This is a genomic window from Agrobacterium sp. 5Ca39, assembly GCF_055382365.1.
In genome coordinates this window covers 582,323-604,503 of record NZ_AP026436.1, presented here as the reverse complement: position 1 = coordinate 604,503, position 22,181 = coordinate 582,323, and the positions used below count along the sequence as shown (strand labels likewise).

Here is a 22,181-nt window from a genome sequence, read left to right as displayed (position 1 = left end):
ATGCTCGGCAGGCCGGTCGGGACAGGGACAAGGTCTGCATATTACAATCCACGCTGGCCGCGCCCGACGCTGCGCGCCAGCATTGCGGCAATCTGGCCTTCGCTTTTGCGGAAGCTTGCCGCATCCGTCGCCGTGACGTTGAAAATGATCTGGGACCCGCCGCCGGCGGAAGGCGCCGCAACACCGAGTGCACCATCCGGGCCGCGCTTCAGAGGCAATATGGCTTCCGCCCCTGCTTCTCCCATCAGGCCAAGCCCGCCGCCCATGGGAAAAAACGCCGGGCTGGAGACGACACCACCCTCGGCGAAAGGCGTGACGCTGCGCCCCGGCATCCCGCCGTCGGCGAAAGCGAAGAGCGAGCCGCCGCCGTTCAACAACCCGCCGACGGCATTGCCAATCATGGCCTCAAAGGGTTTGAGCCCGGCGGAGAGCGCGATGCCCGACAGCCGCTGCCCAAGGCCGCGCAGCACATCGTCCAGCCCTTTGCCGCCTGTCGTTGCCGCCTGCAGTGCAGACGTCAGCGCCGCTCCGAACCGTTCGGAGCGGCGTTCGAGATCGCCCATCACTTCGGACAGGGCTTCCGCCTCCTCCCGATTTTCCGCGATCGATCCTTCACCCGCCATCGTACCTGCCTTTCCGATTCAAACTGGAGCTTCAAGTGTTTGAATTAAAAGATTTTCACGAAGCGATGATCGGATGCGTCCCTGTCGGGAAAACGCCGCATCATCGCCTCCATCTCCTGTCGATCCGGGCCGTGTGAACCGGAGCGCACGCCGCCCGTCATGGCGAAAAACTCTCTGGGCGTCAGCCGCCAGAAAACTTCGGAAGAAAGCCGCAGCAGGCAGAAACCCGCATGGAGAACCGCATCCCAGGGAAAGGGGCGCGGCGTCGCATCGCCTGCTGCGGCATTCAGGGGTCCCGCGGCGTCTCCCCTTTCAAACCGCCGAAGGTGGCGGTCAGAAGTTCGGCGACGATGGCGGCATGGCCGGCAATGCCGCCCTCCACCGTGGCGCTGGCAACATCCTCATCCGAAAAAACATTGCCGGCGCCGCGCAACCCCGCGCCGATCACCCGGATCATGTCGGTGGCCTTCATGCGTCCGCTCGCAAAACGTTCGGCAAGCGCTGTCAGGTCATCGACTTCGAAGGCGGTTTCGAGCTCGGCAAGCGCGCCGAGCGTCAGGCACAATATGCGCCTCTCGCCGTCGAACAGCGCTTCGATCTCGCCGCGATGGCGGTTCGCCCGCCCATAACGCAACCCTTGCGGCATCACAGCGCTCCAAAGGTCAAAAGACCGGCCGATTCCAGCGCGATCTCAAATTGCACTTCGCCATCGTGACGGCCGGAATACTCCAGCGCCACGATCTGGAACGGCCCGATAATCGTGCCGAAATCGGGTATGACGATCTGCCAACCGGGAATGGTGCCCGCGAAAAACGCGCCCCGCACGAGCGCATCGCTCGCCGCATCCTTGAATATGCCTGACGCCGTCAGCGCGGCCCTTTGCACGCCGGCACCCGCCAGCAACTCGCGCCAGCGCCCGACGCTTTCCCCATCGGTAACGTCCACCGCCTGGGCGTTAAAGGCCAGCCGCCGCGTTCTGAGCCCGGCAACAGTGACATATGTTCCGGCATTGTTGAATTTCAGCAGAAAATCCTTGCCCTTCTGCGCCACCATCCTGTTTCCTTCCGTTTCGATTGCGGTTGCAGGGTGTTGCGGGCCTGCGACTAAAAATGTTCCTTGCCCTCGCATTGTGCGATCTTGCCATGTCCGATGCTGCTTCCCCGACGTTCCGTACACGCCTTATCGGCGTGCTGGCGCTTGGGCAGGTCGTCAGCTGGGGTTCCGGTTTCGACATGCTGGCCATTCTCGGTCCACGAATGGGCAGCGAACTCGCCATCGCCAACGAAGTCGTTTTTGCGGGCCTGACCGTGATGATGACCATCAGTGCGCTTTGCGGGCCGCTGCTCGGGCGGATGCTTGTGCGCCACGGCGCAGCGCCGGTGCTGGTCAGCGGCACCCTGCTTTTTGCCTGCGGCTTCGCGCTGCTTGCTTTTGCAGGCGGCGTGACAAGCTATCTGCTGGGCTGGGCGGTGATGGGCTTTGCCGGCGCCTGCGGGCTGACAACGGCGGCACACACGGCCGTGGTGGAGCGCGTCGGGGCGGAAAGCGGTCGATCCCTGACGCTGCTGATGGTCTTTACCGGCCTTTCGGCGGCCGTGTTCCTGCCCGTTACAGCCTTTGCGGAGCAGCATCTCGGCTGGCGCGGCACCCTCATCCTCTACGGCTGTCTGCAGCTGTTCCTGCTTCTGCCGCTTTACCTCTTCGCTCTTCCGAAGAGAAAGGGCGGCAATCCAGTTCAGGGCCCGCATCCTGGTGAAATCCCGGCCTCGCCGTTGGATACGCGGCGCGCCTTCCTGCTTCTGGCGGCAATGACCACGCTCAGCGCCTTCACCGCCTTTGGCTTCTCGCCGCTTCTGCCTTTGCTTCTCGTGCATTCAGGCGCATCGCAAGCGCTCGCAATCCAGCTGGCATCGGTGCGCAGCGTGCTGGCGATTACCGCGCGCGGGCTAGATTTCCTGCTGGGAAAACGCGGCAATCCCTTCATCACCTGCCTGATCGGCCTCTGTCTTCTGCTGACATCCTTTCTGGTCCTGCTCGTCTTTTCTCCGGCCATACCAGCCTTTGCCGGCTTCATCGCCCTGTTCGGCTTTGGCGCGGGTGTGCTGACGGTCAGCCGCGCCGTTCTGCCGCTTGCAGTGTTTTCTCCGCAGCAATACGGCCTTCAGGCCGCACGGATTTCGCTTCCGCAAAATCTAGCCATCGCCTTTGCACCTGTCATTTTCAGCATGGCGCTCGATCGCGGCGGTGTGGCGGCGATGCTTGGCATCGCTTCCATCCTGATCACCCTTTCGCTGCTGCTGCTGATCCTGCTGTGGAAAACCGTGGCCGGCCAGAAAGCGTAAGGCCCTTCATTCCGTTACCGCCCTGAACCGCATTTCAAGGACGAAGTTCCGTGACTTCGCCTCACGGCGGGAGCGGCTGGACAGCATGTGCATGTTGACGAGCGAAAAGCCGACGAGCGGCAGCGCGGCGTCATCAAGCAGCGCTTTTACCCTTGCGGCGATCTCACCCGTGGATCTGCGGCGATTGGCATCACCCCAGATTTGCAGCGTCAGAAAATGCTCCTCCGCGCTTTCCGTCGCCGTCGAATAATCGCGGGTCTCGACCTCGTCGAAGACAATACATGGCAAAAGGCCACGCGTCAGAAGCCGGTCGACGATGCCGCCGGGGTTGAGGTCTGCCAATTCGGCATCGCCAGCGAGCTTTGCGACGATCGCCTGAAGAAGCGGGTTCGCGGCGCTCATCGGTTTTCCTCTTCGCAACGGCAGACGATGAAGCGGCGGGTTTCGTCGGGATCCATCGCCGTTCGGATGTTGAGGATGCGCGCCCCCTTGCGAAAGCGCATCCCGGTGCCGATGTCGATGTCGTTGAGCCAGGCGAGCCAGACACGATGGGTAATCGTCGCCCCCTCGGCCGAAGCCCGCTCGTGCGAGGCTTCGGAAACCGGCTCGATGGCGCCCCACAACGCGCGCACGGCCTTCCAGCTTTCGGCGGCGCCGCCCTGTCCATCAGGCGTTTCCGACCGCACTTCCAGTTCCAGTCGCGCCGTCAGCCTGCCAGGATCAAGAAAGACGAGGTTCATGGCCTAAAGCCCCAGACGGCAGAAAGGAGACACCAGCCGCTCATAACCAGCCGGAACGGCGGCCGGCTGGTTTTCCGGCGCGACGGCGCCGCGAAAGGCGAACATCTGCGCCACATGCATCAGCATGGCGCGTTTCAGCGTATCGGGCACATCCGTCGCGGCCTCGCCATGACCGGCGGTGAAATCGATCTCGATGCCATTCAGCTCCCGTTCCGGGGCCGGCGGTTCGCGCAGCCAGAGCCGTGCCGGCCGCGCCGCGCCGTCGAGCAGCTTTTCGGTGGCGGTGATGTCTGCCGCGTGCCCCTGCCCGTCGAAAACCAGAATCGTTTCGATGGCTTGCACCGGCGTCTTGCCAATCAGAATCACGCCCGTTTCGGGCCACCGATCAAGATAAAGCCGCCAGGTCTGGCGCAGGAGGCACAGCCCGGTGGTGCGTTCCAGATGCTCGCGGGCCGCGCGTATCAACGCGGCAAGCAAGGTGTCCTCGTCACCGCTGTCGAGACGCAGATGCGCCTTGACGTCGGCAAGGGTCAACGGCTCCGCCTGCGGCGGATGGATGAGGGCATAGGTCATGGGGTCTCCGGAGATTAGGGCGAGCGGCTGCGTCTTTCGCCTTCTTCCCGCCGGGAGAAGGTCGCGGCAGCGGGTTGAGGGGGCAAGGGTCAGAGTAAACCGTGAGCTTGCCCCCTCATCTGCCCTGTCGGGCATTGGCGGGAAGAAGAAACGCGCGGCACCGTCGAGGTTCAATTCACCCCGAACTTCACCAGCTTGATCGCCTCGAAATTCTGCACGCCGCCGCCCACGCGTTTGGTGGTGTAGAAAAGCACATAGGGTTTGGCCGAATAGGGATCGCGCAGGATGCGGACGCCGGTTCGGTCAACAACGAGGTAACCGGCGCGGAAATCCCCGAAGGCTATGGCGAAGCTGTTGGCCGCCACATTGGGCATGTCCTCGGCTTCCGTCACCGGAAAGCCCATCAGCGAGGCGGGCTGACCGACGGCAGCCGGCGGATGCCAAAGATAGGCGCCGGTCGTGTCCTTGAAGCGTCGAAGCGCACCCTGCGTCTTGCGGTTCATCAGGAAGGTGCCGTTCTGGCGATGGCCGGCTTTCAACGCATAGATGGCGTCGAGCAGCACGTCCATGGGACCGGCGGAGGAAAAGCCCGCCGATACGCCGGTCGCGACATAACCGATATTGCCCCAGCTCCAGTCGTTATTGGCAACGGTCGTATAGGCGAGGAACCCCCTGGGCTTGTTGATGCCGTCGCCGCCAACGAAAGCCGCCGCCTCCTGTTCGGCGAATGCGATGTCCACCTCGGATGCGATCCACGCCTCGATATCGACCGCCGCGTCGTCCAGCAGGCCCTGGGTGGCGGCAGGCATGGCATAAAGCTCCATGGTCGGGAAAGAAAGCTCCGACAGTTTCGGCGTCGCCGTTTCCGGGCGCGCCGCCGTTTCCGAAACCCAGCCGGTGGCGAGCCCGCCGGCGGCGAAGGGTTTTTTCAGCACGGCAGCGGAAACCTGTCGCACCGTGGCGAGCGCCCGGACAGGCGAAATCGCCGTCATGCGCCGGCCGATCTCGCCATCCGTCTCGGTCGGAAGAAGAAAGCCGCCGTCCGCCCCGGCCGAGCCGGCAAAGGCCTTTGCCTCGAGATCGCGCAGCGCGGCTTCCTCGCCCCGGCGGATATAGGCCTCGAAAGCGGTCTTGTGCTCTTCGGCATCCTGCGACAGCGTGTCCTTCCGGCCGAGCGCGGGCCGCGCCTTCTTCAAAGCCAGATCGTCCATGAGCCTGCGGTTGTCGTCGAGCGCCCTGTCGATGCGGTCGAGCTTGTCGCGGGTCACGACATCAGCCCCCATCTTGCGTTCGATATCGGCAAGCCGCTGATCGTTGGTCTCACGGAAGGCTTCGAAGGCCTCCATGAACTCGTCGAAGGCGGCCGTCATCGTATCGGGGACGGCCTTCAACTGCGGCGCAACCGTCATCGGGGCCGGTGTCGTTGTCTGCTCTGTCATGTGGTTTTCCTTGTTGCGGTTTGTCCGGAAATCAGCGTTTGAAGGCGGTATCGAAAAGCGAACGGGCGGCACGGCGCATGCTGCGCACCAGTTCGGTGTCGCGGTCGCGGAAGAAGCGGGCATGCTTGACATCGGAGACGCGAGCCGAGGGAAGCATCGGAAAAGTCACGACGGAGATCTCCCAGAGATCGGCCTCCAGAATGCGCCGGACGCCGGCGCGGGCCGCCTTGCCGGAACGCCCTTCCCTACTCGAACGAACCGTGCGGAAACCGATGGACAGCCCGTCCAGAGCGCCGGTCTTCATCAGCGAATGGACTTCCCTCGACCGGGCGACGCCGGGCGTGAGGATACCCTCGACATAAAGGCCACGCTCATCCTCGCGGATGGTGCGCCAGACGCCGATAGGCTGGGCCGGATCGTGCTGGTAGAGCATGCGGATACCGGACGCACCGCGCTCCTCGATGGAGCGGCGGAAGGCGCCGCGCTCGATCACATCGCGGCCGAGATCGATCTCGCCAAAGACGCTGGCGTAACCGGAAAAAGTGCCGTCGCCGGCAATGCCGCGCAGTTCCAGATTGGCGAATTTACGCGTGGCGGGACGCGGCCCGCGATAGGCGTGCATGGGTAACTCCTGCGATGTGAGGGGAATATCAGGCGCGCGGGCGGGCGCTGTAACGGTCGGCGATGCGCACCAGCACGCCCAACCCCCACCAGGCCCCCATGCTGGCGGCGGCGGAACCCGCCACCATGATTTCGCGACCGGAGAGCGCACCGGCAATATCAAGCTGCTGCACGATCCACAGGCCGATAGGCCCGCCGAAGATCATGCCGCAGGAGACGCCGGTGATAAAACGGCTCGCGGCCTCGCGTTTGCTTTTCGGCAGGAGATAAACGAGCGATACACCCGCGCCCGCCACGGCGCCGGTGATGCGGGCGGCCCAGATGCCGGCCTCATTGGCGAATTCAGACATGGGTAATCATTCCGTTCTAGGATGTTGTCATCGGGCGGACGCGCCGCGTCGCACGCAGCCGCTTCCTGCGCGCCTGCACCGGGTGATTTTACGAATCTTCGGAATCGCTTGGACGGATGAGCTCACAAAGAGAATCCGCTTCTTCAGACAATGCTTGAACCGTCAAAGCGAAAGAAACGCCGTCCTTTCAATAACCGACGGCCTCGCGTTTTTCCTCGTCGCTCAGGAACGAGGCTGCGCCGATGCGTGTCCAGAGCGCGTCCCGCTCGCCCGCGAGCCCGGCAATCCGATCGAGATCGGCTTCCAGTCGCAGGCCCACGCCGAAGATCGGCGCAAGCCAGCCGCAAAGCCTCGCCGCCGTGCGGTTGACGAGCGGCAGCACGGTGAGGCGATAGAAGGCGCGGTTCGCTTCCTGGTAATTCGCATAGGTATTGTCACCGGGAATGCCGATCAGCATTGGCGGTACTCCGAGTGAGAGCGCGATATCGCGGGCCGCGCCGTTGCGGGCTTCCAGAAAGTCCATGTCGCGCGGCGATAGTCCCATCGCCTTCCAGTCCAGCCCGCCCTCCAGAAGCAGCGGCCGGCCGGCATTCATGGCGCCCTGATAGCCCTCCTCCAGCTCGCGCTTCAGCCGTTCATATTGTTCGGCGGAAAGATTGCCGCCTTCACGCGGCTGATAGACCAGCGCGCCGGAAGGCCGGGCGGAATTATCGAGCAGGCGCTTGTTCCACTGGCTGGCCGCGTTGTGGAGATCAAGCGCCGCGCCGGCGGAGGCGAGCGGCGCGAACCCCACCCGGTCATCCAGCGGATGGAACAGTTTGAGATGCAGCAGCCCCAGCCCGTCCCGCTCGGCGGCGATGCGCCGCGTGGCCCGGCCTTCGGCGCGGTAATCATAAGCCGCCGGCCAGCCATCCGGCCCTTCGACAATGCTGAGCCGGTCAGGCCGGAGAAGATGCAGTTCACGCAGCCGCCCGCCGATCACAAGCGGCTCGACATAGGCGTTTCCGGCCAGCATGAGGTGGCCATAAAGCGCCTCGAAGAAATCCGGCCCGCCCATGTGCGCGCCCGGCCTCGCCAGAAGCGCCAGCAGCGGATGATCGCCTATCTCGTCATCGCCGTCGTAAAGCAGCCAGTTCACCGACGCGGCCGCTTCCGCCACCATGCGGGCAGCCCGGTGGGCTACGGGATTCTTCATGAAACCCTCACGGGCAAGCGCGGCATAGGACCGGCCGGACCAGAAGGCCTGCCCGCCCTGCATGGCCACGGCCATGAAGCCGCCAGCCATTTTCCGGTTTTCGGGCATGGCGTTGCCATCCGCCGGGCGCTTGCGCGGCAGGGAAAAGGGAAATCGCATGACGGTGTCCTTGTTTGTGATGTTCCTCATCCCTGGCTTGTCACAGGGAACCAGCCAGCCCAGCTCTTTGGGCCGAAGAGAGTCTTGTCGTCGCGCAGACACGCGTCGGCTGGTTTCCTGCGACAGGCACAGAAATAAGGGATACCGGGACTCAAAGCCCAAACGGAAAAAGATTTTTTCGCCGGCTCTCGGCAGACGACGGGCAGATGCCCGTCACTTGCTAAGCTGAACCGAACCGTTACCGGATCGGTGCTTTTACTGCCGTATCGCTGTCGAAATCGGCGGCGACGCGGGTTTCCCGCAGCGGCTTCACCGTGCGGGTGGAAAGATCATAGGCGGGATCGGCCTTGTAGGCCGCCAGCGCCGCCTCGTTTTCGAACTCGCCATAAACGATGAAATCGACGGAATTGCCCCATTGGTCCTTCTTCACATTCTCGCCGATTTCCAGCGTCAGCGCATGCGGAATCGCGGTAAGGCCGGAAAGGCCCTTGCGGACGGCGTCGCGGTTTTCCTCGGGAACGGTGAAAAAGACGATATGGCGGATCACGGTGTCACCTGTCATGCGAAATTCGAAGGCGGCCTTCTCGGCGCTGCGTAACGGGTTATCACCTGGGCCGCGCCGGTTCAATCCGCGCCGCAAGAAGCGCCCGATGAAATGCGCGCCCATAATTGCCCACCAGGCTGGCCCGGTCGCTGCCATTGATGATGGCGCGCGCCGCATCCCAGTCTTCGCGCTCTGCATCGAAGAAATCCGCAAGACGTCTGCCGGTGAAGCTGCCGGCCACCATGCCCCGGATCAGGATAGCCGTCGCCACGTCCGCTTCCATGGCGCGCTCGGGGCGGCCGGTTAGATCCACCCCCGTCAGCACTGACATGGTCTCATAATTGCGGCGATGGGTCAGCTGAACGAAGCCGCGTCCCAGCCAGCTTTTCCCTTCCGCATCACGCCGCCAGTAGGGCCTGCGGACCATCGGCAGACGGCCGGCGGCAAAGGCGCGGTCGAGCCGTGCGATCGCTTCGGCATCGGTTGTCGCCAAAGTCTCGCGCACCGGCTGCATGGTTGCCGCGGTCTCGTGGAAAGCAGTCGCCAGCATATAAGCCAGCCACCGGGGATCGCCGCCGGGCAGCGCCGTCGCAAAGCCCGACAGGATCGTCTTCATCCCGGCAAGCTGCGCCGTCTGCAGCCGCCCGCCGAACAGGGATTTCCGCACCGACGCGACGAATCGCGCCTCGTCAAAGACCATGGCCTGCTCCTGATATGACACTTGATATGACTTGGGGTTCATGACCCCTGACGTCCGTCAGGACTAAATCGATTTGAAAAAACCTTAATCGATTTTAATCCTCGGACCGGGGTTTTGGAGTAAAAAATTCCTTGAATTCCGGAACCTTAGCGCGCTAACTCCATTTACCGCGCAATCCTGCAGCGTTAACCATTCAAGGAGGAATGCCACCATGACAGCGACAATCCCCCAGACCGTTTATGACCGTCTCGAAAACGAGTGGCGCCAGATGCGTGAAACCGGCTCCCAGCCGAAGCCGGCGCAATCTCCGAAGAAATAATATTTGCCCGCCGCCCGAAATCGGGCGGGTACTTCACTTTTTCTTCTCCCCGCTGGGGAGAAGATGGCCCCAAGGGTCAGATGACGGGGCAAGGTGCTGACATCCATGCTCTCGCGGCACATTTTGACCATTGCCTCTTGATCCCGCGCTGCAATCCTTCTGCCCAACGGAAGAAGAAACAGGCGGCACGCTTGAGGCGTTATTGGCTCTAGGTCTCTGGAGCCACTAAATCACCATCTCACATCCCCCGCACCTTCGGTTCGCTGGTCACCATCGTCGTCAGCGCAGTGATCGCCCAGACGAGTGCGTCCAGCCTGTCCGGCGAGCGCCCGGTCGACAGGCCTTCCGGTCCGAAATCCGTCATCTGGTCCTCAAGCTTTTCAAATCGCGCGGCGTGGCGCACCCTTCCCTGCTCATAGAGCGCGGCGACCGGTTCGGCGCGGGCGAACTTTCCGCGGCTTGCCCGCACCAGCGTCAGCGGCAGGTTGGCCTCTACGCTCTGCAGCATGGCGCGCACCATCTCGCCGCCTTGATTGACCTCTGCCACGACGCGGTCAGCCTCGTGGCGGCGGAAGGCGGCGACGACGGCGCGAGCCCAGCCGGCCGGCGTCTCGCCTTCCACCGAGCAATCCGCAAGCACCGTGAGACGCCCGGCCATGCCCAGTCCCGCCACGACGATGCCGCAGCAGGAATTTTCACCACTGCCGGCCGGCGGATCGACCGACACCACGATCCGCGAAAGCGGCGCAGCCGCAACCTCAACGATCGCTTCCAGATCGGCGCGTTTCCATAACGCGCCCTCGCGCTCATCGATCAGTTCGCCGCCAATTTCCTGACGGCCGAGCCGCGTGCCCCCGTAGCGGTCCTGCATGGCTTTCAGAAAACCGGGAGAAAGGTTCCGCGCGTTCATGGCCGTCGGCATCCGGGCCACCCGGCTCGAAGGATCGGCCAGAAGCGCCTTCAGCAATGGAATGGGCCGTGGCGTGGTCGTCACCAGCTGTCGTGGCAATTCACCCAGACGCAGGCCGAACTGCAGCATGTCCCAGGTTTCCTGTGGATATTTCCATTTGCCCAGCTCGTCCGCCCAGGCCATGTGGAACTGCGGCCCGCGCAGGCTTTCCGGGTCTTCCGATGAGAACACCTGCGCCATCGCCCCGTTGGGCCAAAGCAGCCGCCGACGCGACACCTCGAAGGCGGGACGATGGCGGCGGGCAATACGGCAAATGCCGGAAATGCCGTCGATCATCACCTCCCGGGCGTCACCCAGCGTTTCGGCAACCAGCGCGATGCGCAAATCCGATTGCCTGCCGGCGGACGCGACGGCGTGAACCCACTCCGACCCGGCGCGGGTCTTGCCGGATCCGCGTCCGCCGATCAGAAGCCATGTCCGCCAGTCGCCCTCCGGCGGTTGCTGCGGCAGGTTGCCGATGAAACGCCAGTCGCGCAGAAGGTTGAAGACCTGCGCCGGCAGATGGGGTCCGGTCGACATATCCGTCATGTGTCGGTTTCTGCGAAGGGGCTGCAAGCGGGATCGGTTGCCATCTTTGCGCGGCATTTCTGTTCAGCCAGTTCATCGATGCGATTGAGGAAATGCGCCACCGCCGCTTCGTAGTCCCCGACCTCGGTTTCGTCTTCGCTGAAAAGAGCTTCCCTTTCTTCCGCCAGCACCCGTTGCAACGCGTCGATCCGCTCCAGCGTGCGGACGATCAGCGAAAGCTGGTCCGTCGCAGCCTTCACATCGGCGCGCGCCAGCTTGCCCGAAGCATCCTCCGCCGTCGCCAGAAAGGCCGCTTCGCTCACTTGGCGGAGATTGCGGTACAGGCAGAACTGCTCGCGCATCTCCTCCGTCAGCTCATTCAGCAATTGCCGCAGGCTGCCGTTGCGCGCCGCATCTTCGGCGGCCAGCCTGTCGGCCCGCGACTTCGTCTCGGGCGCGGCTTCCGACATGTCGTCAGCCGCATAGGCGGGCGTTTCCGGCCAGACGCTGTAGAGCGCCGGATCGCAATTGCTGGACGTTGTCATGGGATTGGCCTGCGAGAGAAAGAACAAATAAAGAGGAGCCCGCGAACAAGGCAAGTTTGCTTGCACCTCACTCACCCTCATTCCTGTGACAAGCACAGGAACGCGGTGGTGAAGAAAGCGCTACGGGCAGTCCCAAAGACAACCATTGCCGTTCAGCCGCAAATCTCCGACTATAGCCAAACACTATCAAACCACCGTCACGGTGTAAAGGATTATTTTCCTATTTCTGTGATTTTTATCCTGATCACGGGATTTGCACCCTCGTCCGTCACATATTACACTTAGCATCAGGCGGTGAGTAGAAGGGACAAGTCAAGTTGGTAAAACAATGGGTTGAGCGGTTGTTTGCGGGTCTTTCAGCAACCGGCATCGTCTTTGGCACGGTTCTCTTCTGCGCTTCTCTCACACCATCGCTCCTGCCGCGAACATGGCTGATGCAAGGTGTGCTGTGCGGGTTTTCTTTCGCGATCGGTTACATGATCGGCGTCGCCCTTCATGCGATCTGGGCTTATCTGGAGCTGCCTGAACCCTCGCGTCATAATGTCCGCGGCGTTCGGTTTCTCATTGCGCTTGCCGCCGCGATTACGGCGATTGCGTTTCTGTGGCAGGCGAAAGACTGGCAGAACTCCATTCGCGTGCTGATGGAGCTCGATCCGCTCCCCAGCGCGCACCCCACCAAGACAGGCGCCATCGCCATACTGGTGGCTGCCATTCTCATCGGCGCCGGCCGGCTGTTCCAGCTGATCCGCCGTTTCTTTGCGACGCGCAGCCGGCATTTCCTGCCGCGCCGGCTGGCCAATGTGCTCGGCATCGCCGCGGCCATCATTCTGTCCTGGATGCTGCTCAACGGGCTGATCTTCGACATCGGCCTCAGATTTGCCGATTCCTCGCTGAAACAGGTGGATGCGCTGATCGAACCCGATGTGCCGCGCCCGTCCGATCCGCTCAAGACCGGCAGCAGCGCCTCGCTGATGACATGGGAATCGCTCGGCCGTCGCGGCCGCGAATTTGTCGCTGAAGGCCCTCGTGGCGCAGACATCTCCGCCTTCACCCACCGCCCGGCCAAGGAGCCGCTCCGGGTCTATGCAGGCCTGAACTCCGCCTCGACCCCGGATGAAAGGGCATCCCTGGCGCTTGAGGAACTGAAACGTGTCGGCGGCTTCGAACGCAAGGTGCTCCTGGTGGTCATCCCCACCGGCACCGGCTGGATCGATCCGGAAGCGCTCGATACCGTCGAGTATCTGCATGACGGCGATATCGCCAGCGTTGCCGTGCAATATTCCTATCTCTCAAGCTGGATAGCCTTGCTGACGGAGCCGGATTACGGCGTCGAGACGGCGCGCGCTCTGTTTGAAGCCGTTTATGGCTACTGGACCACCTTGCCGAAGGAAAAGCGGCCGAGGCTTTATCTGCACGGCTTGAGCCTCGGTTCGCTCAACTCGCAGAAGTCCTCCGATCTTTACGATGTGCTCTCCGATCCCTTTCAGGGCGCGCTGTGGAGCGGCCCTCCTTTTTCCAGCCCGACATGGCGCATGGCCACCAATGGCCGGGTGAAGGGTACGCCGGAATGGCTGCCGCGTTTCCGCGATTCCTCCGTCATCCGCTTCGCCAACCAATATACCACCGCGCATATGCCTGATGCGACCTGGGGGCCGATGCGGATCGTTTATCTGCAATATGCCAGCGACCCCATCACCTTCTTCGAAGCCGCCTCGCTTTACCGGCGGCCGCAATGGATGGTGCATCACGGGCCAGACGTTTCCACATCCTTCCGCTGGTTCCCGGTCGTCACCCTGCTGCAGCTCGGCCTCGATGTTGCTGCCGCCACCACGGCGCCGATCGGATATGGCCATGTCTATGCGCCGGAACATTACATCGATGCCTGGACGGAGGTGACGGCGCCGCAGGGCTGGAATGCCGAGGATATCCAGCGGCTGAAGATGTTCTTCAAGGCCCGCCGCGGCTCCACCGATCCGGCTTAAGCGCGGCGGGCTCTCGTTGAGTCTCAGCCTTTAAGCCGGTCCAGATTGTCGGCGATATAGGTCTCCAGCGAACGCGGCGCATGGCCGGTCAGCGTTTCCACGTCGCCGGTCACCACCGCGGTCCAGCCCTCACGAACGGGATAGAAGATCGAGGCGAGGAAGGACGCGTAGTCCTGCGGCACACCTGCACCCGTGAGGATGCCGATAAAGACCTCGTCCGAAACGGCGGCATAAGACACTGGCTTGCCGATAGCCTGCGAAATCAGTGCTGCCGCTTCGCCATAGCCAACTGCCCTTGGTCCGGTCAGATTGAAGGCCTTGCCGTCAAAGGCCGTGGATGTCAGCGCGGCGGCGGCGCTATCGGCGATATCGCGCACATCGATGAAGCTTGACTTGCCCTCGCCCGCCGGAACGGCGATCTGGCCGTGGTCGATGCCGGCTTTCCAGTAGCTGTGGAAATTATCGGCAAACCAGTTGGGACGCAGGATGACGTAAGGCGTGTCTGACGCGATGATCTTCAGCTCGATCTGGCGATAGGGAATGGAATCGTCGGCATCGACGCCGAGAACGCTGAGGAACACGATCTTCACCTTCCGGCGTGCGGCCTCCTCGACAACGGGCGTCAGCGCGTCGATGGCATCCAGACGCCCGCCGGAAAGAAGCAGGAACAGGCGGTCAACACCGTCGAAGGCATCCGCATAAGTCGATGCGTCGGTATAATCAAAACGCACCCCTTCCGCGCCGTCCGACGCCCTGCCACTGCGCGACGCCGCCTTCACGCTTTCGCCCTTGGCCACCAGTGCCCTGACCAGCGGCGTGCCGATGGTGCCGGTTGAACCGATCACGAGTATCTTGCCTGCCATCTCAAATCTCCTTAGTATCTAATGGAAACCATGTTTCGAAAACACAGATACTGCGTTAGAGAGATCATGAAAAGAGAGCACTTTTCGGTTAGCTGGTTTCCTCGCGGAAACCGGTATGGCCTTGAAACAACAGGGTGAAATCGATGGCAAATATCTATGACGTTTATGAGGACCGCTGCCCGACACGCATGGTGCTGGACAGGATCGCCGACAAATGGGCGCTGCTGATCCTCGACAAGCTGCGGCGTGATGCCGTTCGCTTCAACCTGTTACGGCGCGAGATCAAGGGCATATCGCAGAAGGTGCTGTCGCAGACGCTGAAGAAGCTGGAGCGTGACGGGCTGATTTCGCGGCAGGCCTTTCCAACGGTTCCTGTCACAGTCGAATATTCACTGACGCCGCTGGGGCGCACGCTGACGGACACCGTGGCGGCGCTTGCCCATTGGGCGGAGGGCAATATGGACGCGGTGATGGCGGCACAGAAGGCTTATGATGAGCGGACGGTGGTTTAGACGGCTTCGCTTTCGCGTAGCGAGAGAAACATAGGAGTGGCAATCCTTTGTTGTTTCGTTTTGCAGACCATCGCTTCCGTCATACCGGACTTGATCCGGTGTCCAGCCAGCCCAAGTCCATGGGCTGAAAAGACTCTGTTCCCCGCGCAGACGCGCAGCGACTGGATGCCGGATCAAGTCTGGCATGACGGAAGTGGGTTTCGCTTATCTTCCACTCTTTCAAACGCTTCCTACCGCGAGATCCGTGTCGACAGAATGATCGATGACAGCGTGCGCTCTACGCCGTCCAAGGCGCCAATGCGGTCGATCAGCCGGTCGAGATCGAGGATCGAAGGGGCGGCCAGAATGGCGATGAGGTCAAATGTGCCGCTCACCGAATGCAGCGTCGTCACTTCCTTGATGGCGGCAAGCGCCGCAGTCACCGCCGGCAGAGCCTTCGGCCCGATGGTGATGAGCACATGCGCGCGCACCAACCCGGAAAGATAACTTTCAGAAAGCCTGAGGCCATAACCCGCGATCACGCCGTCTGCCTCCAGGCGCTCGATGCGGGCCTGCACCGTGGTGCGCGAAAAGCCGAGCCTGCGCGCCAGTTCCGCCACCGGCATGCGGGCATTTTCGGAAAGCAGCGCCAGCAGCGCCCGGTCCTTGTCAGTGATCGTCATAGTGATCAATCCTGTCGTCTTATCGTTCAATAATAACGAGCGATCTGCACATAGTGAAGCTCCGAATCGCAGTAAAACCGCAATATGATTGTGCCCTACGAATTTTTCTGCGGGGAACAAAACATGAAAAACATCGTCGTCATAGGTGCGGGCAACATCGGCTCGGCCATCGCCTGGATGCTGGCCGCCACAGGCGATTATCGCATCACGGTTGCCGATCGCTCGGCCGACCAGCTGGCCAATGTGCCTGCTCACGAACGCGTCGACACCGAGATCGTCGACATCACCGATCGTCCGGCGCTGGAAGCACTGCTAAAAGGCAAGTTCGCCGTGCTGTCCGCCGCCCCCTTCCACCTGACGGCGGGCATTGCCGAAGCGGCCGTTGCCATCGGCACGCATTATCTCGATCTGACCGAAGACGTGGAATCCACCCGCAAGGTCAAGGCATTGGCGGAAACGGCGGAGACGGCGCTCATCCCGCAATGCGGCCTCGCGCCCGGCTTCATTTCCATCGTCGCCGCCGATCTTGCCGGCAAGTTCGACAAGCTGGACAGCGTGCGTATGCGCGTCGGCGCGCTGCCGCAATATCCGTCCAATGCGCTCAACTACAACCTCACCTGGAGCACGGACGGGCTGATCAACGAATATATCGAGCCCTGCGAAGCGATCGTCGAAGGCCGCCTCACCGCCGTTCCGGCGCTTGAGGAGCGTGAAGAATTCTCGCTCGATGGCGTCACCTATGAGGCTTTCAACACGTCAGGCGGTCTCGGCACGCTTTGCGCCACGCTGGAAGGCAAGGTGCGGACGATGAATTACCGCACCATCCGTTATCCCGGCCATGTCGCGATCATGAAGGCGCTGCTGAACGATCTCAACCTGCGCAATCGCCGCGATGTGCTAAAGGACCTGTTCGAGAACGCCCTTCCCGGCACCATGCAGGATGTGGTCATCGTCTTCGTCACCGTCTGCGGCACCCGTAACGGCCGCTTCCTGCAGGAAACCTACGCCAACAAGGTCTATGCCGGTCCCGTTTCCGGCCGGATGATGAGCGCCATCCAGATCACAACCGCCTCAGGCATCTGCACGGTTCTCGATCTGCTTGCCGAAGGCACGCTGCCGCAGAAGGGCTTCGTGCGCCAGGAGGAAGTGGACCTGCCCAAGTTCCTCGATAACCGGTTCGGCCGGTATTATGGCGCACATGAGCCACTGGCTCGGGTGGGGTGAGCTACCGGCCTCAGTTTATCCGTCATACCGGCCTTGAGCCGGTATCCAGCCAGCCCAAGTCCTTGGGCTGGAAATACTCTATTCGCCGCGCAGACGCGCGTCGGCTGGATGCCGGATCAAGTCGGCATGACGGTAAGGTCGTCACGTCCCGCAAAACGTCCTGAACACCCGCTCATGGCTCATCGGCGGCTGCATATAGACGAAATTGTCCGGCCGCTCCTCGAAGGGCGTCGCAATCGCCTTCAGCATGGCGTGAAAGGGCTCGAAATCATCCTCCTCCACTGCCGCCTCGATCAGTTCCTCGATGCGGTGGTTGCGTGGGATGATGGCGGGATTAACTGACAGCATCGCCGCCGATCTTTCGGAATCGGAAATTCCCTCCCGACCGGCTCTTTCCCGCCAACGGGCGAGAAATTCGTCCGCGCCCGCAATATCGATGAACATGCCGCGGAATGGCTCGGCGTCGCCATTGACGGCATGCGAAAGACGACGGAAGGTCAGCGTATAGTCCGCTTCCGATGCCTGCATCAGCGCCAGCAGCCCCTGCACCAGATCCATATCGCCGTCTTCCTCCGCCGTCAGGCCAAGTTTTGCGCGCATGCCGGTAAGCCAGCGTTTGGGAAAGGCGGCAGCGAAATCGGCGAGAACCCCATTGGCGAGTTCAGCGGCCTTTTCCACCTGCGGATCGAGCAGCGGCAGCAGGCATTCCGCCAGCCTTGCGATGTTCCACTGGGCGATGCCGGGCTGGTTGTTATAGGCGTAACGGCCCTGCGCATCGATGGAGGAAAAAACCTTGTTGGGATGATATTCATCAAGGAAGGCGCAGGGGCCGAAATCGATGGTCTCCCCGGAGACCGCCATATTGTCGGTATTCATCACGCCATGGATGAAGCCCACCATCATCCAGCGGGCGATGAGGTCGCATTGCCGTTGCGCAATGCCCTGCAGCAGGGTGAGATAGGGATTATCCGCCTTTTTTGCCTCGGGATAATGACGGTCGATCACATAGTCCGCGAGGTTCCTGATTGCCTCGTCATCCTCGCGCGCGGCGAAAAACTGGAACGTGCCGACACGGATGTGGCTTGCCGCGACACGGGTGAAGACGCCGCCCGGCAGGCCGACTTCACGCTGCACCCTTTCGCCGGAGAGAACAGCCGCCAGGGCCCGGGTGGCGGGAATGCCCAGCGCAAACATCGCTTCCGATACGATATATTCGCGCAGCACAGGGCCAAGCGCGGCGCGCCCGTCACCCCTGCGCGAGAACGGCGTCGGGCCGGAGCCTTTCAGCTGGATATCACGCCGTTTGCCGTTCCTGTCGATCACCTCGCCCAGAAGAATCGCGCGGCCATCGCCCAGCTGCGGTACGAAACCGCCAAACTGGTGGCCGGCATAGGCCATCGCCAGCGGTTCGGCTCCCTGAGGCACAACATTGCCCGAAAAGATCGCCGCCAGTCTTCCATCGTCAAGGCCGGTGACGTCGAGACGAAGCTCGTCGGCAAGCCCACGGTTGAAGGCGATGAGGCGCGGTGCCTTTACCGGCGTCGGCAGCACCGCGGCGCTGAAACGCTCCGGCAGGCGGGCATAGGAATTGTCAAATTTCATCACGGATAAACTCCCTGCTTTGCCTCTATATGGGGCCGGAGGGCGGCGGATGCGAGCGATAAATGCCGAAGCTCCGCTCCTTCGCCTCATTCAATTTTGCGCAATGAACTTTCCATCGCCATCATCGTTCCTATGCTTGACCCGCAGAATGCCGAAAGGAAAGGAAAAGCAATGACCGTCGTTGAAGCCGTAACCGCCGAACCGGAAAGCGCCATCCGTACCATTCACACCGATCTGCCCGTCAACGCCACCTTTCATGTCTGGCTGAAGGCAAAAAAAGCCGGCGAGCCGGGTGCGGTTTCCTTCTCCAATCAAAACGGAAAATTCGCTGAAGTTTCAAGCGTCAACACCGAAGAGTACGGGTTTCGGATCTATCAGGTTTTTGGCGGCGGCCATGTGGAGCTGAGTTACGACACGGTCACCACCGCCGTTTCGGTGATTTATTGGTTCACGGCATCGGATGTACTCGAAACCGGCATCACGGTTGTTCATACCAAGCCTGACAATGCCGCGCCGGAACTTCCCGGCAGCTATCACTTCCGCCCGCCCTTCGGCTGGATGAATGATCCGAACGGCTTTGGCCGCTTCGAGGGCCGTCCGCATCTTTTTTATCAGCATTATTCGCACGGGCTGCGGTGGAACACCATGCATTGGGGGCATGCGGTCTCCTCCGATTATCTTCGCTGGCGGCATCTGCCGATCTTCCTTTTTCCGTCAGAAGACCTGACCACCCGGCCGGACAAGCGCGGCGGCGCCTATTCCGGCTCCACCATTCCGCTGGTGGAAGGCACCGGCATCCGCGTGTTCTTCACCGAGCAGGTGCAGGACCGCATTCCCGAACAGCAGATACAGCTCACCGCCACCTCTTCCGATCTCATCATGGCAGGGCAGGCAGACGTCATTCTGGGCCATCGTCCGGACGGACAGGGGCTGACGCCGGATTTCCGCGATCCTTACGTCTTTCGCGGTCCCGATGGCTTATGGAAAATGGTGCTCGGCAGCCAGAGCGAGGGCGGCGGTGTCATCCTGCTTTACGAAACGCTCGACCCCACGGCTGCTTCCGGCTGGACCTATGTGGGCAAGCTCTGGGTGGAAACGCGTTATAAAACCACAGCCATCGAATGCCCCTGCCTGCTGCCGCTCGATGGCCCCGCCAATGCCCGTTCCACGCGCTGGGTGCTGATCTACGGACTGATGCACTCGGAAGACCCCGAGACAGGCCGCAAGAACCTGACAATGGCCGATGTGGGCTGGTTCGACGGCAAGGTCTTCACCAAGGAATCCGGTCAGGAGCTCGATTTCGGCACCGATAATTATGCCTTTCAGGCCTTTCTGGACGGGGATAGCATCATCGGCATCGGCTGGCTGGCCAATTGGGCCGACGCCAATCCCGAGATCGATTTTCCCACCTCCATGACGTTACCGCGCCGGATCACTTATGTGAATGGCGAGCTTCTGACCCCACCCATCGGCGCGGCCGAAAGCCTGCGCAGCCACATTCTCGACCGCACCCGGCTTGCGGCCGGCGAGCGCGTCACCTTCATCAACGGCGCAGTGGAGATATTGATCGAGCTTGCGTCGCCGGGGGTGCCCTTCGAACTCGCGCTTGATCACCCGACGGTCACGCTCGGTCTCGTCAGCGACGAAACGGGCCTCTGGATCCGCCACGAGGATGGGCGGGAGGGCCCCTCCCCACATTACATTGCCAAAGGCGCAAGGGCCTCGCGCGTCCGTATCTTTCTGGATTACGGCTCCATGGAGGTTTTTGCCAATCGCGGACGGTATGTCGGCACGAAACGCATCGAGGGCTTCGAGCCCGTGCGCGCCGCTCTTTTGAAGGCCGAGTCCGGGGCGGTGGTCCACGCCACGACCTGGGCGCTGCGTCCCTAAGGAACCTTTTGGCGGATTGGGTGGTTGATAGACCAGAAACGCCCGAAAAATTCCGCCGAAAGGAGAAACGGCATGACCAAAATCCGCGACACCAGCGATCCCATCCTGTTTCCGACGGAAGCCAACGAGAACAAGACCGAGAAGAAGCGCGCCGGAAAGGGTATCGTCATCGTCATCGGCGCGATCGCCGTCATGGCCTTTGTGGTCTATCTGACGGCGATCACCATCGCCACTACCCAGTCCTGACCAGGCCGCGGCGGGGGCGCTAGCGCACGCTGCGCAGCCCCCTTGCCGTGAAGATCGCCAGCAGCGACACCACGACACCAAGTCCGTAAAGATACATCATCGGCATCGTCACGTCTGACCGATCGACTTGCGTCACGAGATCGGTTGCAGCGGCCACGGTGCCGCTTGCACCCGCACCGGCGGCGGCTCCCAGTGTCGCGACCGTGGGGAGCAGCGCGCCCGTCATCTTGCGTTCCTCCTCCGGTGCGGCTTCCATGGCCGCCTGGCTGATACCTGCCCAGGACATGCCGAAAGCCGATCCTATCAGGATTTGCCCAAGCAGCATTTCGACCGAACTGCCGGTCGAAAGCCCGAGCCCGAGCAAAATGCAGCCCGGCACCATCTGATACGGGCCGTAATGCAGGCAAACCTCGCGCAGGCGATCGGAGCGCAGGCTACCAATCAGCATTGCCACCAGGCTCCAGGCGAGCGGCATCGTTACCACGATAAAACCGGCGAAGGTGGGTTCATGACGCCAGAGATTGATGGCGACATAGGCCAGATAGACGCTGCCGAGAGCGTGGGCGTAGGACATCAGGAACAGCACCCAGAAGCCGCTGCCGAGCACCGTCTTCAACCGAAACGAATCCTTCGGAAACAATCCAACGGAAGGCCGTGTGCCCGCGCGGAGCGAGGCCCACAGGAGTGCTGCACCCGCCAGCAGGGACAGGGCGCGCAGGCTCGCATCCTCGAAGGCAGAGGGAGCGGAAAACGCCAATGCGCCGACCAGGCATAGCGCCAGCGGCACCAGCGGCCTGCGCGTCGTCACCACCGGTCGCTCGGCGGAGACGGCAATGGCGGTATAGGCCACGAGCAACAGAATCAGGGGTGCCGACAACAGGAAGGTGGCGCGCCAGGAGATATGTTCGGTTGCGAAACCGCCTGTGAGCGGGCCGATGAACGAGGCGACCGCCCAGATCGCCGCCTCGATGGCGAAGACCTTCGGCAACAGGCCGGAGCGGAAACCGGCGGGAATGAGGCTGTAGCACACGGCAACGATCAACCCGTCCGCCAGACCCTGCAAGGCGCGACCGACGACGACCCACAAGAAGTCGTCGGCGATTGCCGAAAGGAGGGAACCCATAGAAAAGATCAGGCAGCACAGCAGCAGGACCGTGCGCGCGCCGAAACGTTCGCGAAACAGCACGGCGGTGACGCCGCCAGCGACGGAACCGACGAAATAGAGGCTGTAGGCCCAGCTGTAAAAGGCCGCTCCGCCGATTTCATTCACGGCCACTGGCAAAGCCGTGACGACCGCGAACTGGTTGAAAGCGTGCAGGCCGATACCGGAGGAGATGACGGTTAAAAGCGAGAGATTGGTCCCGCTCAACAATTCACCCCAGCCGTTTTTCTCCGTCATTTCCATACTCGTCAAAGCCGCATCCTTTCGATTTTCGCGATACGGCGGGCAAACTAGAACCTCAAGCGCCATTGAGGTCAAGACAGCTTTTTCGCGCCATTCAATCCGAGGGAATTCGCAGGCGACAGGAACCCTGCGCGTTTCCGCTCGTTTGCCGAATAACCGATAGAAAGG

25 protein-coding genes are annotated in these 22,181 nt (G+C 62.0%); 6 read left to right on the top strand and 19 right to left on the bottom strand.

Translation table 11 applies throughout. From position 1 onward, the window contains the following. Positions 1-41: 41 nt before the first annotated feature. From ACZ47E_RS02975 to ACZ47E_RS02960, 4 genes are read right to left on the bottom strand one after another with little or no spacing between them, the layout of a single operon-like run. Positions 42-623 (bottom strand): phage tail tape measure protein, encoded by a 582-nt coding sequence (locus tag ACZ47E_RS02975; RefSeq protein ID WP_004440761.1) that lies wholly within the window; start codon positions 621-623, stop codon positions 42-44. Between the two features lie 44 nt (positions 624-667). Continuing rightward, positions 668-913 carry a rcc01693 family protein gene (locus ACZ47E_RS02970; protein WP_072494180.1) on the bottom strand — a complete coding sequence of 82 codons (246 nt, stop codon included), beginning with the start codon at positions 911-913 and terminating at the stop codon, positions 668-670. Beyond that, positions 910-1,269 carry a gene transfer agent family protein gene (locus ACZ47E_RS02965; protein ID WP_004440758.1) on the bottom strand — a complete coding sequence of 120 codons (360 nt, stop codon included), beginning with the start codon at positions 1,267-1,269 and terminating at the stop codon, positions 910-912. Before ACZ47E_RS02965 ends, ACZ47E_RS02970 begins: the two co-directional genes overlap by 4 nt. Next, the gene (locus ACZ47E_RS02960) at positions 1,269-1,676 is read right to left on the bottom strand and encodes a phage major tail protein, TP901-1 family (protein WP_004440755.1); all 408 of its coding nucleotides are present in this window, start codon (positions 1,674-1,676) and stop codon (positions 1,269-1,271) included. The genes ACZ47E_RS02965 and ACZ47E_RS02960 overlap by 1 nt, the downstream gene beginning before the upstream one ends. A gap of 89 nt (positions 1,677-1,765) precedes the next feature. On the opposite strand from ACZ47E_RS02960, the gene ACZ47E_RS02955 reads away from it, so the two are divergent. Beyond that, a complete protein-coding gene (locus tag ACZ47E_RS02955) occupies positions 1,766-2,965 on the top strand; it encodes an MFS transporter (RefSeq protein ID WP_278067504.1) in 1,200 nt (399 codons plus the stop codon). A gap of 6 nt (positions 2,966-2,971) precedes the next feature. Here the strand turns inward: ACZ47E_RS02955 and ACZ47E_RS02950 are convergent, their stop codons facing one another. The 11 genes from ACZ47E_RS02950 to ACZ47E_RS02900 form a co-directional block, all read right to left on the bottom strand. Further along, entirely contained in the window at positions 2,972-3,367 is a 396-nt protein-coding gene (locus ACZ47E_RS02950; RefSeq protein ID WP_004440751.1) for a DUF3168 domain-containing protein, read from the bottom strand. Next, positions 3,364-3,705, bottom strand: a complete 342-nt coding sequence (locus ACZ47E_RS02945; protein ID WP_244405112.1) for a phage head closure protein — start codon at positions 3,703-3,705, stop codon at positions 3,364-3,366. The genes ACZ47E_RS02950 and ACZ47E_RS02945 overlap by 4 nt, the downstream gene beginning before the upstream one ends. A 3-nt stretch (positions 3,706-3,708) precedes the next feature. Then, positions 3,709-4,278: a head-tail connector protein gene (locus tag ACZ47E_RS02940; RefSeq protein WP_037091540.1), complete on the bottom strand. Its 570-nt coding sequence runs from the start codon at positions 4,276-4,278 to the stop codon at positions 3,709-3,711. Between the two features lie 170 nt (positions 4,279-4,448). Further along, positions 4,449-5,717 carry a phage major capsid protein gene (locus ACZ47E_RS02935; RefSeq protein ID WP_125270415.1) on the bottom strand — a complete coding sequence of 423 codons (1,269 nt, stop codon included), beginning with the start codon at positions 5,715-5,717 and terminating at the stop codon, positions 4,449-4,451. A 31-nt stretch (positions 5,718-5,748) separates the two neighbouring features. Continuing rightward, a complete protein-coding gene (locus ACZ47E_RS02930) occupies positions 5,749-6,339 on the bottom strand; it encodes an HK97 family phage prohead protease (RefSeq protein ID WP_004440741.1) in 591 nt (196 codons plus the stop codon). A gap of 28 nt (positions 6,340-6,367) precedes the next feature. Then, positions 6,368-6,688, bottom strand: a complete 321-nt coding sequence (locus ACZ47E_RS02925) for a DUF6107 family protein (RefSeq protein WP_003509186.1) — start codon at positions 6,686-6,688, stop codon at positions 6,368-6,370. 187 nt (positions 6,689-6,875) lie between these two features. After that, entirely contained in the window at positions 6,876-8,042 is a 1,167-nt protein-coding gene (locus ACZ47E_RS02920; RefSeq protein ID WP_004440739.1) for a phage portal protein, read from the bottom strand. A gap of 238 nt (positions 8,043-8,280) precedes the next feature. After that, positions 8,281-8,589 carry a Dabb family protein gene (locus ACZ47E_RS02915; protein WP_034496266.1) on the bottom strand — a complete coding sequence of 103 codons (309 nt, stop codon included), beginning with the start codon at positions 8,587-8,589 and terminating at the stop codon, positions 8,281-8,283. Between the two features lie 58 nt (positions 8,590-8,647). After that, the gene (locus ACZ47E_RS02910; RefSeq protein ID WP_278067311.1) at positions 8,648-9,286 is read right to left on the bottom strand and encodes a lysozyme family protein; all 639 of its coding nucleotides are present in this window, start codon (positions 9,284-9,286) and stop codon (positions 8,648-8,650) included. Positions 9,287-9,843: 557 nt separating this feature from the next. After that, positions 9,844-11,103, bottom strand: coding sequence for a DNA-packaging protein (locus ACZ47E_RS02905; protein WP_072494175.1), 1,260 nt, complete (start codon positions 11,101-11,103; stop codon positions 9,844-9,846). Beyond that, positions 11,100-11,627, bottom strand: a complete 528-nt coding sequence (locus tag ACZ47E_RS02900) for a hypothetical protein (RefSeq protein WP_278067310.1) — start codon at positions 11,625-11,627, stop codon at positions 11,100-11,102. Before ACZ47E_RS02900 ends, ACZ47E_RS02905 begins: the two co-directional genes overlap by 4 nt. Before the next feature lie 341 nt (positions 11,628-11,968). Between ACZ47E_RS02900 and ACZ47E_RS02895 the strand changes: the two genes are divergently transcribed. Continuing rightward, a complete protein-coding gene (locus tag ACZ47E_RS02895; protein ID WP_278067503.1) occupies positions 11,969-13,609 on the top strand; it encodes an alpha/beta hydrolase in 1,641 nt (546 codons plus the stop codon). A 23-nt stretch (positions 13,610-13,632) separates the two neighbouring features. Here ACZ47E_RS02895 and ACZ47E_RS02890 read toward each other — a convergent pair whose 3' ends face one another. After that, entirely contained in the window at positions 13,633-14,472 is an 840-nt protein-coding gene (locus ACZ47E_RS02890; protein ID WP_184285349.1) for an SDR family oxidoreductase, read from the bottom strand. Between the two features lie 143 nt (positions 14,473-14,615). On the opposite strand from ACZ47E_RS02890, the gene ACZ47E_RS02885 reads away from it, so the two are divergent. Continuing rightward, the gene (locus ACZ47E_RS02885; protein ID WP_004440721.1) at positions 14,616-14,984 is read left to right on the top strand and encodes a winged helix-turn-helix transcriptional regulator; all 369 of its coding nucleotides are present in this window, start codon (positions 14,616-14,618) and stop codon (positions 14,982-14,984) included. Between the two features lie 230 nt (positions 14,985-15,214). Here the strand turns inward: ACZ47E_RS02885 and ACZ47E_RS02880 are convergent, their stop codons facing one another. After that, on the bottom strand, positions 15,215-15,646 hold the full coding sequence (locus ACZ47E_RS02880; RefSeq protein ID WP_278067309.1) for an Lrp/AsnC family transcriptional regulator: 432 nt from the start codon (positions 15,644-15,646) through the stop codon (positions 15,215-15,217). Between the two features lie 123 nt (positions 15,647-15,769). Here ACZ47E_RS02880 and ACZ47E_RS02875 point away from each other — a divergent pair, with 123 nt between their 5' ends. Next, positions 15,770-16,870: a saccharopine dehydrogenase family protein gene (locus ACZ47E_RS02875; protein ID WP_278067308.1), complete on the top strand. Its 1,101-nt coding sequence runs from the start codon at positions 15,770-15,772 to the stop codon at positions 16,868-16,870. A gap of 141 nt (positions 16,871-17,011) precedes the next feature. Here the strand turns inward: ACZ47E_RS02875 and ACZ47E_RS02870 are convergent, their stop codons facing one another. After that, positions 17,012-18,472 (bottom strand): protein adenylyltransferase SelO, encoded by a 1,461-nt coding sequence (locus tag ACZ47E_RS02870; protein ID WP_278067502.1) that lies wholly within the window; start codon positions 18,470-18,472, stop codon positions 17,012-17,014. 171 nt (positions 18,473-18,643) lie between these two features. On the opposite strand from ACZ47E_RS02870, the gene ACZ47E_RS02865 reads away from it, so the two are divergent. Together ACZ47E_RS02865 and ACZ47E_RS02860 are read left to right on the top strand one after the other, a co-directional pair. Continuing rightward, positions 18,644-20,362 carry a glycoside hydrolase family 32 protein gene (locus ACZ47E_RS02865; protein ID WP_022555850.1) on the top strand — a complete coding sequence of 573 codons (1,719 nt, stop codon included), beginning with the start codon at positions 18,644-18,646 and terminating at the stop codon, positions 20,360-20,362. 72 nt (positions 20,363-20,434) lie between these two features. Continuing rightward, positions 20,435-20,608 carry a hypothetical protein gene (locus ACZ47E_RS02860; protein WP_004440709.1) on the top strand — a complete coding sequence of 58 codons (174 nt, stop codon included), beginning with the start codon at positions 20,435-20,437 and terminating at the stop codon, positions 20,606-20,608. A 19-nt stretch (positions 20,609-20,627) separates the two neighbouring features. Here ACZ47E_RS02860 and ACZ47E_RS02855 read toward each other — a convergent pair whose 3' ends face one another. Further along, a complete protein-coding gene (locus tag ACZ47E_RS02855; protein WP_278067501.1) occupies positions 20,628-22,013 on the bottom strand; it encodes an MFS transporter in 1,386 nt (461 codons plus the stop codon). Positions 22,014-22,181 lie beyond the last annotated feature (168 nt).

Bases quoted from the DNA above. Each gene is read 5' to 3' on its own strand.
- ACZ47E_RS02975 (WP_004440761.1), bottom strand. From the start codon at position 623: ATGGCGGGTGAAGGATCGATCGCGGAAAATCGGGAGGAGGCGGAAGCC.
- ACZ47E_RS02965 (WP_004440758.1), bottom strand. From the start codon at position 1,269: ATGCCGCAAGGGTTGCGTTATGGGCGGGCGAACCGCCATCGCGGCGAG.
- ACZ47E_RS02960 (WP_004440755.1), bottom strand. From the start codon at position 1,676: ATGGTGGCGCAGAAGGGCAAGGATTTTCTGCTGAAATTCAACAATGCC.
- ACZ47E_RS02955 (WP_278067504.1), top strand. From the start codon at position 1,766: ATGTCCGATGCTGCTTCCCCGACGTTCCGTACACGCCTTATCGGCGTG.
- ACZ47E_RS02950 (WP_004440751.1), bottom strand. From the start codon at position 3,367: ATGAGCGCCGCGAACCCGCTTCTTCAGGCGATCGTCGCAAAGCTCGCT.
- ACZ47E_RS02945 (WP_244405112.1), bottom strand. From the start codon at position 3,705: ATGAACCTCGTCTTTCTTGATCCTGGCAGGCTGACGGCGCGACTGGAA.
- ACZ47E_RS02940 (WP_037091540.1), bottom strand. From the start codon at position 4,278: ATGACCTATGCCCTCATCCATCCGCCGCAGGCGGAGCCGTTGACCCTT.
- ACZ47E_RS02935 (WP_125270415.1), bottom strand. From the start codon at position 5,717: ATGACAGAGCAGACAACGACACCGGCCCCGATGACGGTTGCGCCGCAG.
- ACZ47E_RS02930 (WP_004440741.1), bottom strand. From the start codon at position 6,339: ATGCACGCCTATCGCGGGCCGCGTCCCGCCACGCGTAAATTCGCCAAT.
- ACZ47E_RS02925 (WP_003509186.1), bottom strand. From the start codon at position 6,688: ATGTCTGAATTCGCCAATGAGGCCGGCATCTGGGCCGCCCGCATCACC.
- ACZ47E_RS02920 (WP_004440739.1), bottom strand. From the start codon at position 8,042: ATGCGATTTCCCTTTTCCCTGCCGCGCAAGCGCCCGGCGGATGGCAAC.
- ACZ47E_RS02910 (WP_278067311.1), bottom strand. From the start codon at position 9,286: ATGGTCTTTGACGAGGCGCGATTCGTCGCGTCGGTGCGGAAATCCCTG.
- ACZ47E_RS02905 (WP_072494175.1), bottom strand. From the start codon at position 11,103: ATGACGGATATGTCGACCGGACCCCATCTGCCGGCGCAGGTCTTCAAC.
- ACZ47E_RS02900 (WP_278067310.1), bottom strand. From the start codon at position 11,627: ATGACAACGTCCAGCAATTGCGATCCGGCGCTCTACAGCGTCTGGCCG.
- ACZ47E_RS02890 (WP_184285349.1), bottom strand. From the start codon at position 14,472: ATGGCAGGCAAGATACTCGTGATCGGTTCAACCGGCACCATCGGCACG.
- ACZ47E_RS02885 (WP_004440721.1), top strand. From the start codon at position 14,616: ATGGCAAATATCTATGACGTTTATGAGGACCGCTGCCCGACACGCATG.
- ACZ47E_RS02880 (WP_278067309.1), bottom strand. From the start codon at position 15,646: ATGACGATCACTGACAAGGACCGGGCGCTGCTGGCGCTGCTTTCCGAA.
- ACZ47E_RS02875 (WP_278067308.1), top strand. From the start codon at position 15,770: ATGAAAAACATCGTCGTCATAGGTGCGGGCAACATCGGCTCGGCCATC.
- ACZ47E_RS02870 (WP_278067502.1), bottom strand. From the start codon at position 18,472: ATGAAATTTGACAATTCCTATGCCCGCCTGCCGGAGCGTTTCAGCGCC.
- ACZ47E_RS02865 (WP_022555850.1), top strand. From the start codon at position 18,644: ATGACCGTCGTTGAAGCCGTAACCGCCGAACCGGAAAGCGCCATCCGT.
- ACZ47E_RS02860 (WP_004440709.1), top strand. From the start codon at position 20,435: ATGACCAAAATCCGCGACACCAGCGATCCCATCCTGTTTCCGACGGAA.
- ACZ47E_RS02855 (WP_278067501.1), bottom strand. From the start codon at position 22,013: ATGGAAATGACGGAGAAAAACGGCTGGGGTGAATTGTTGAGCGGGACC.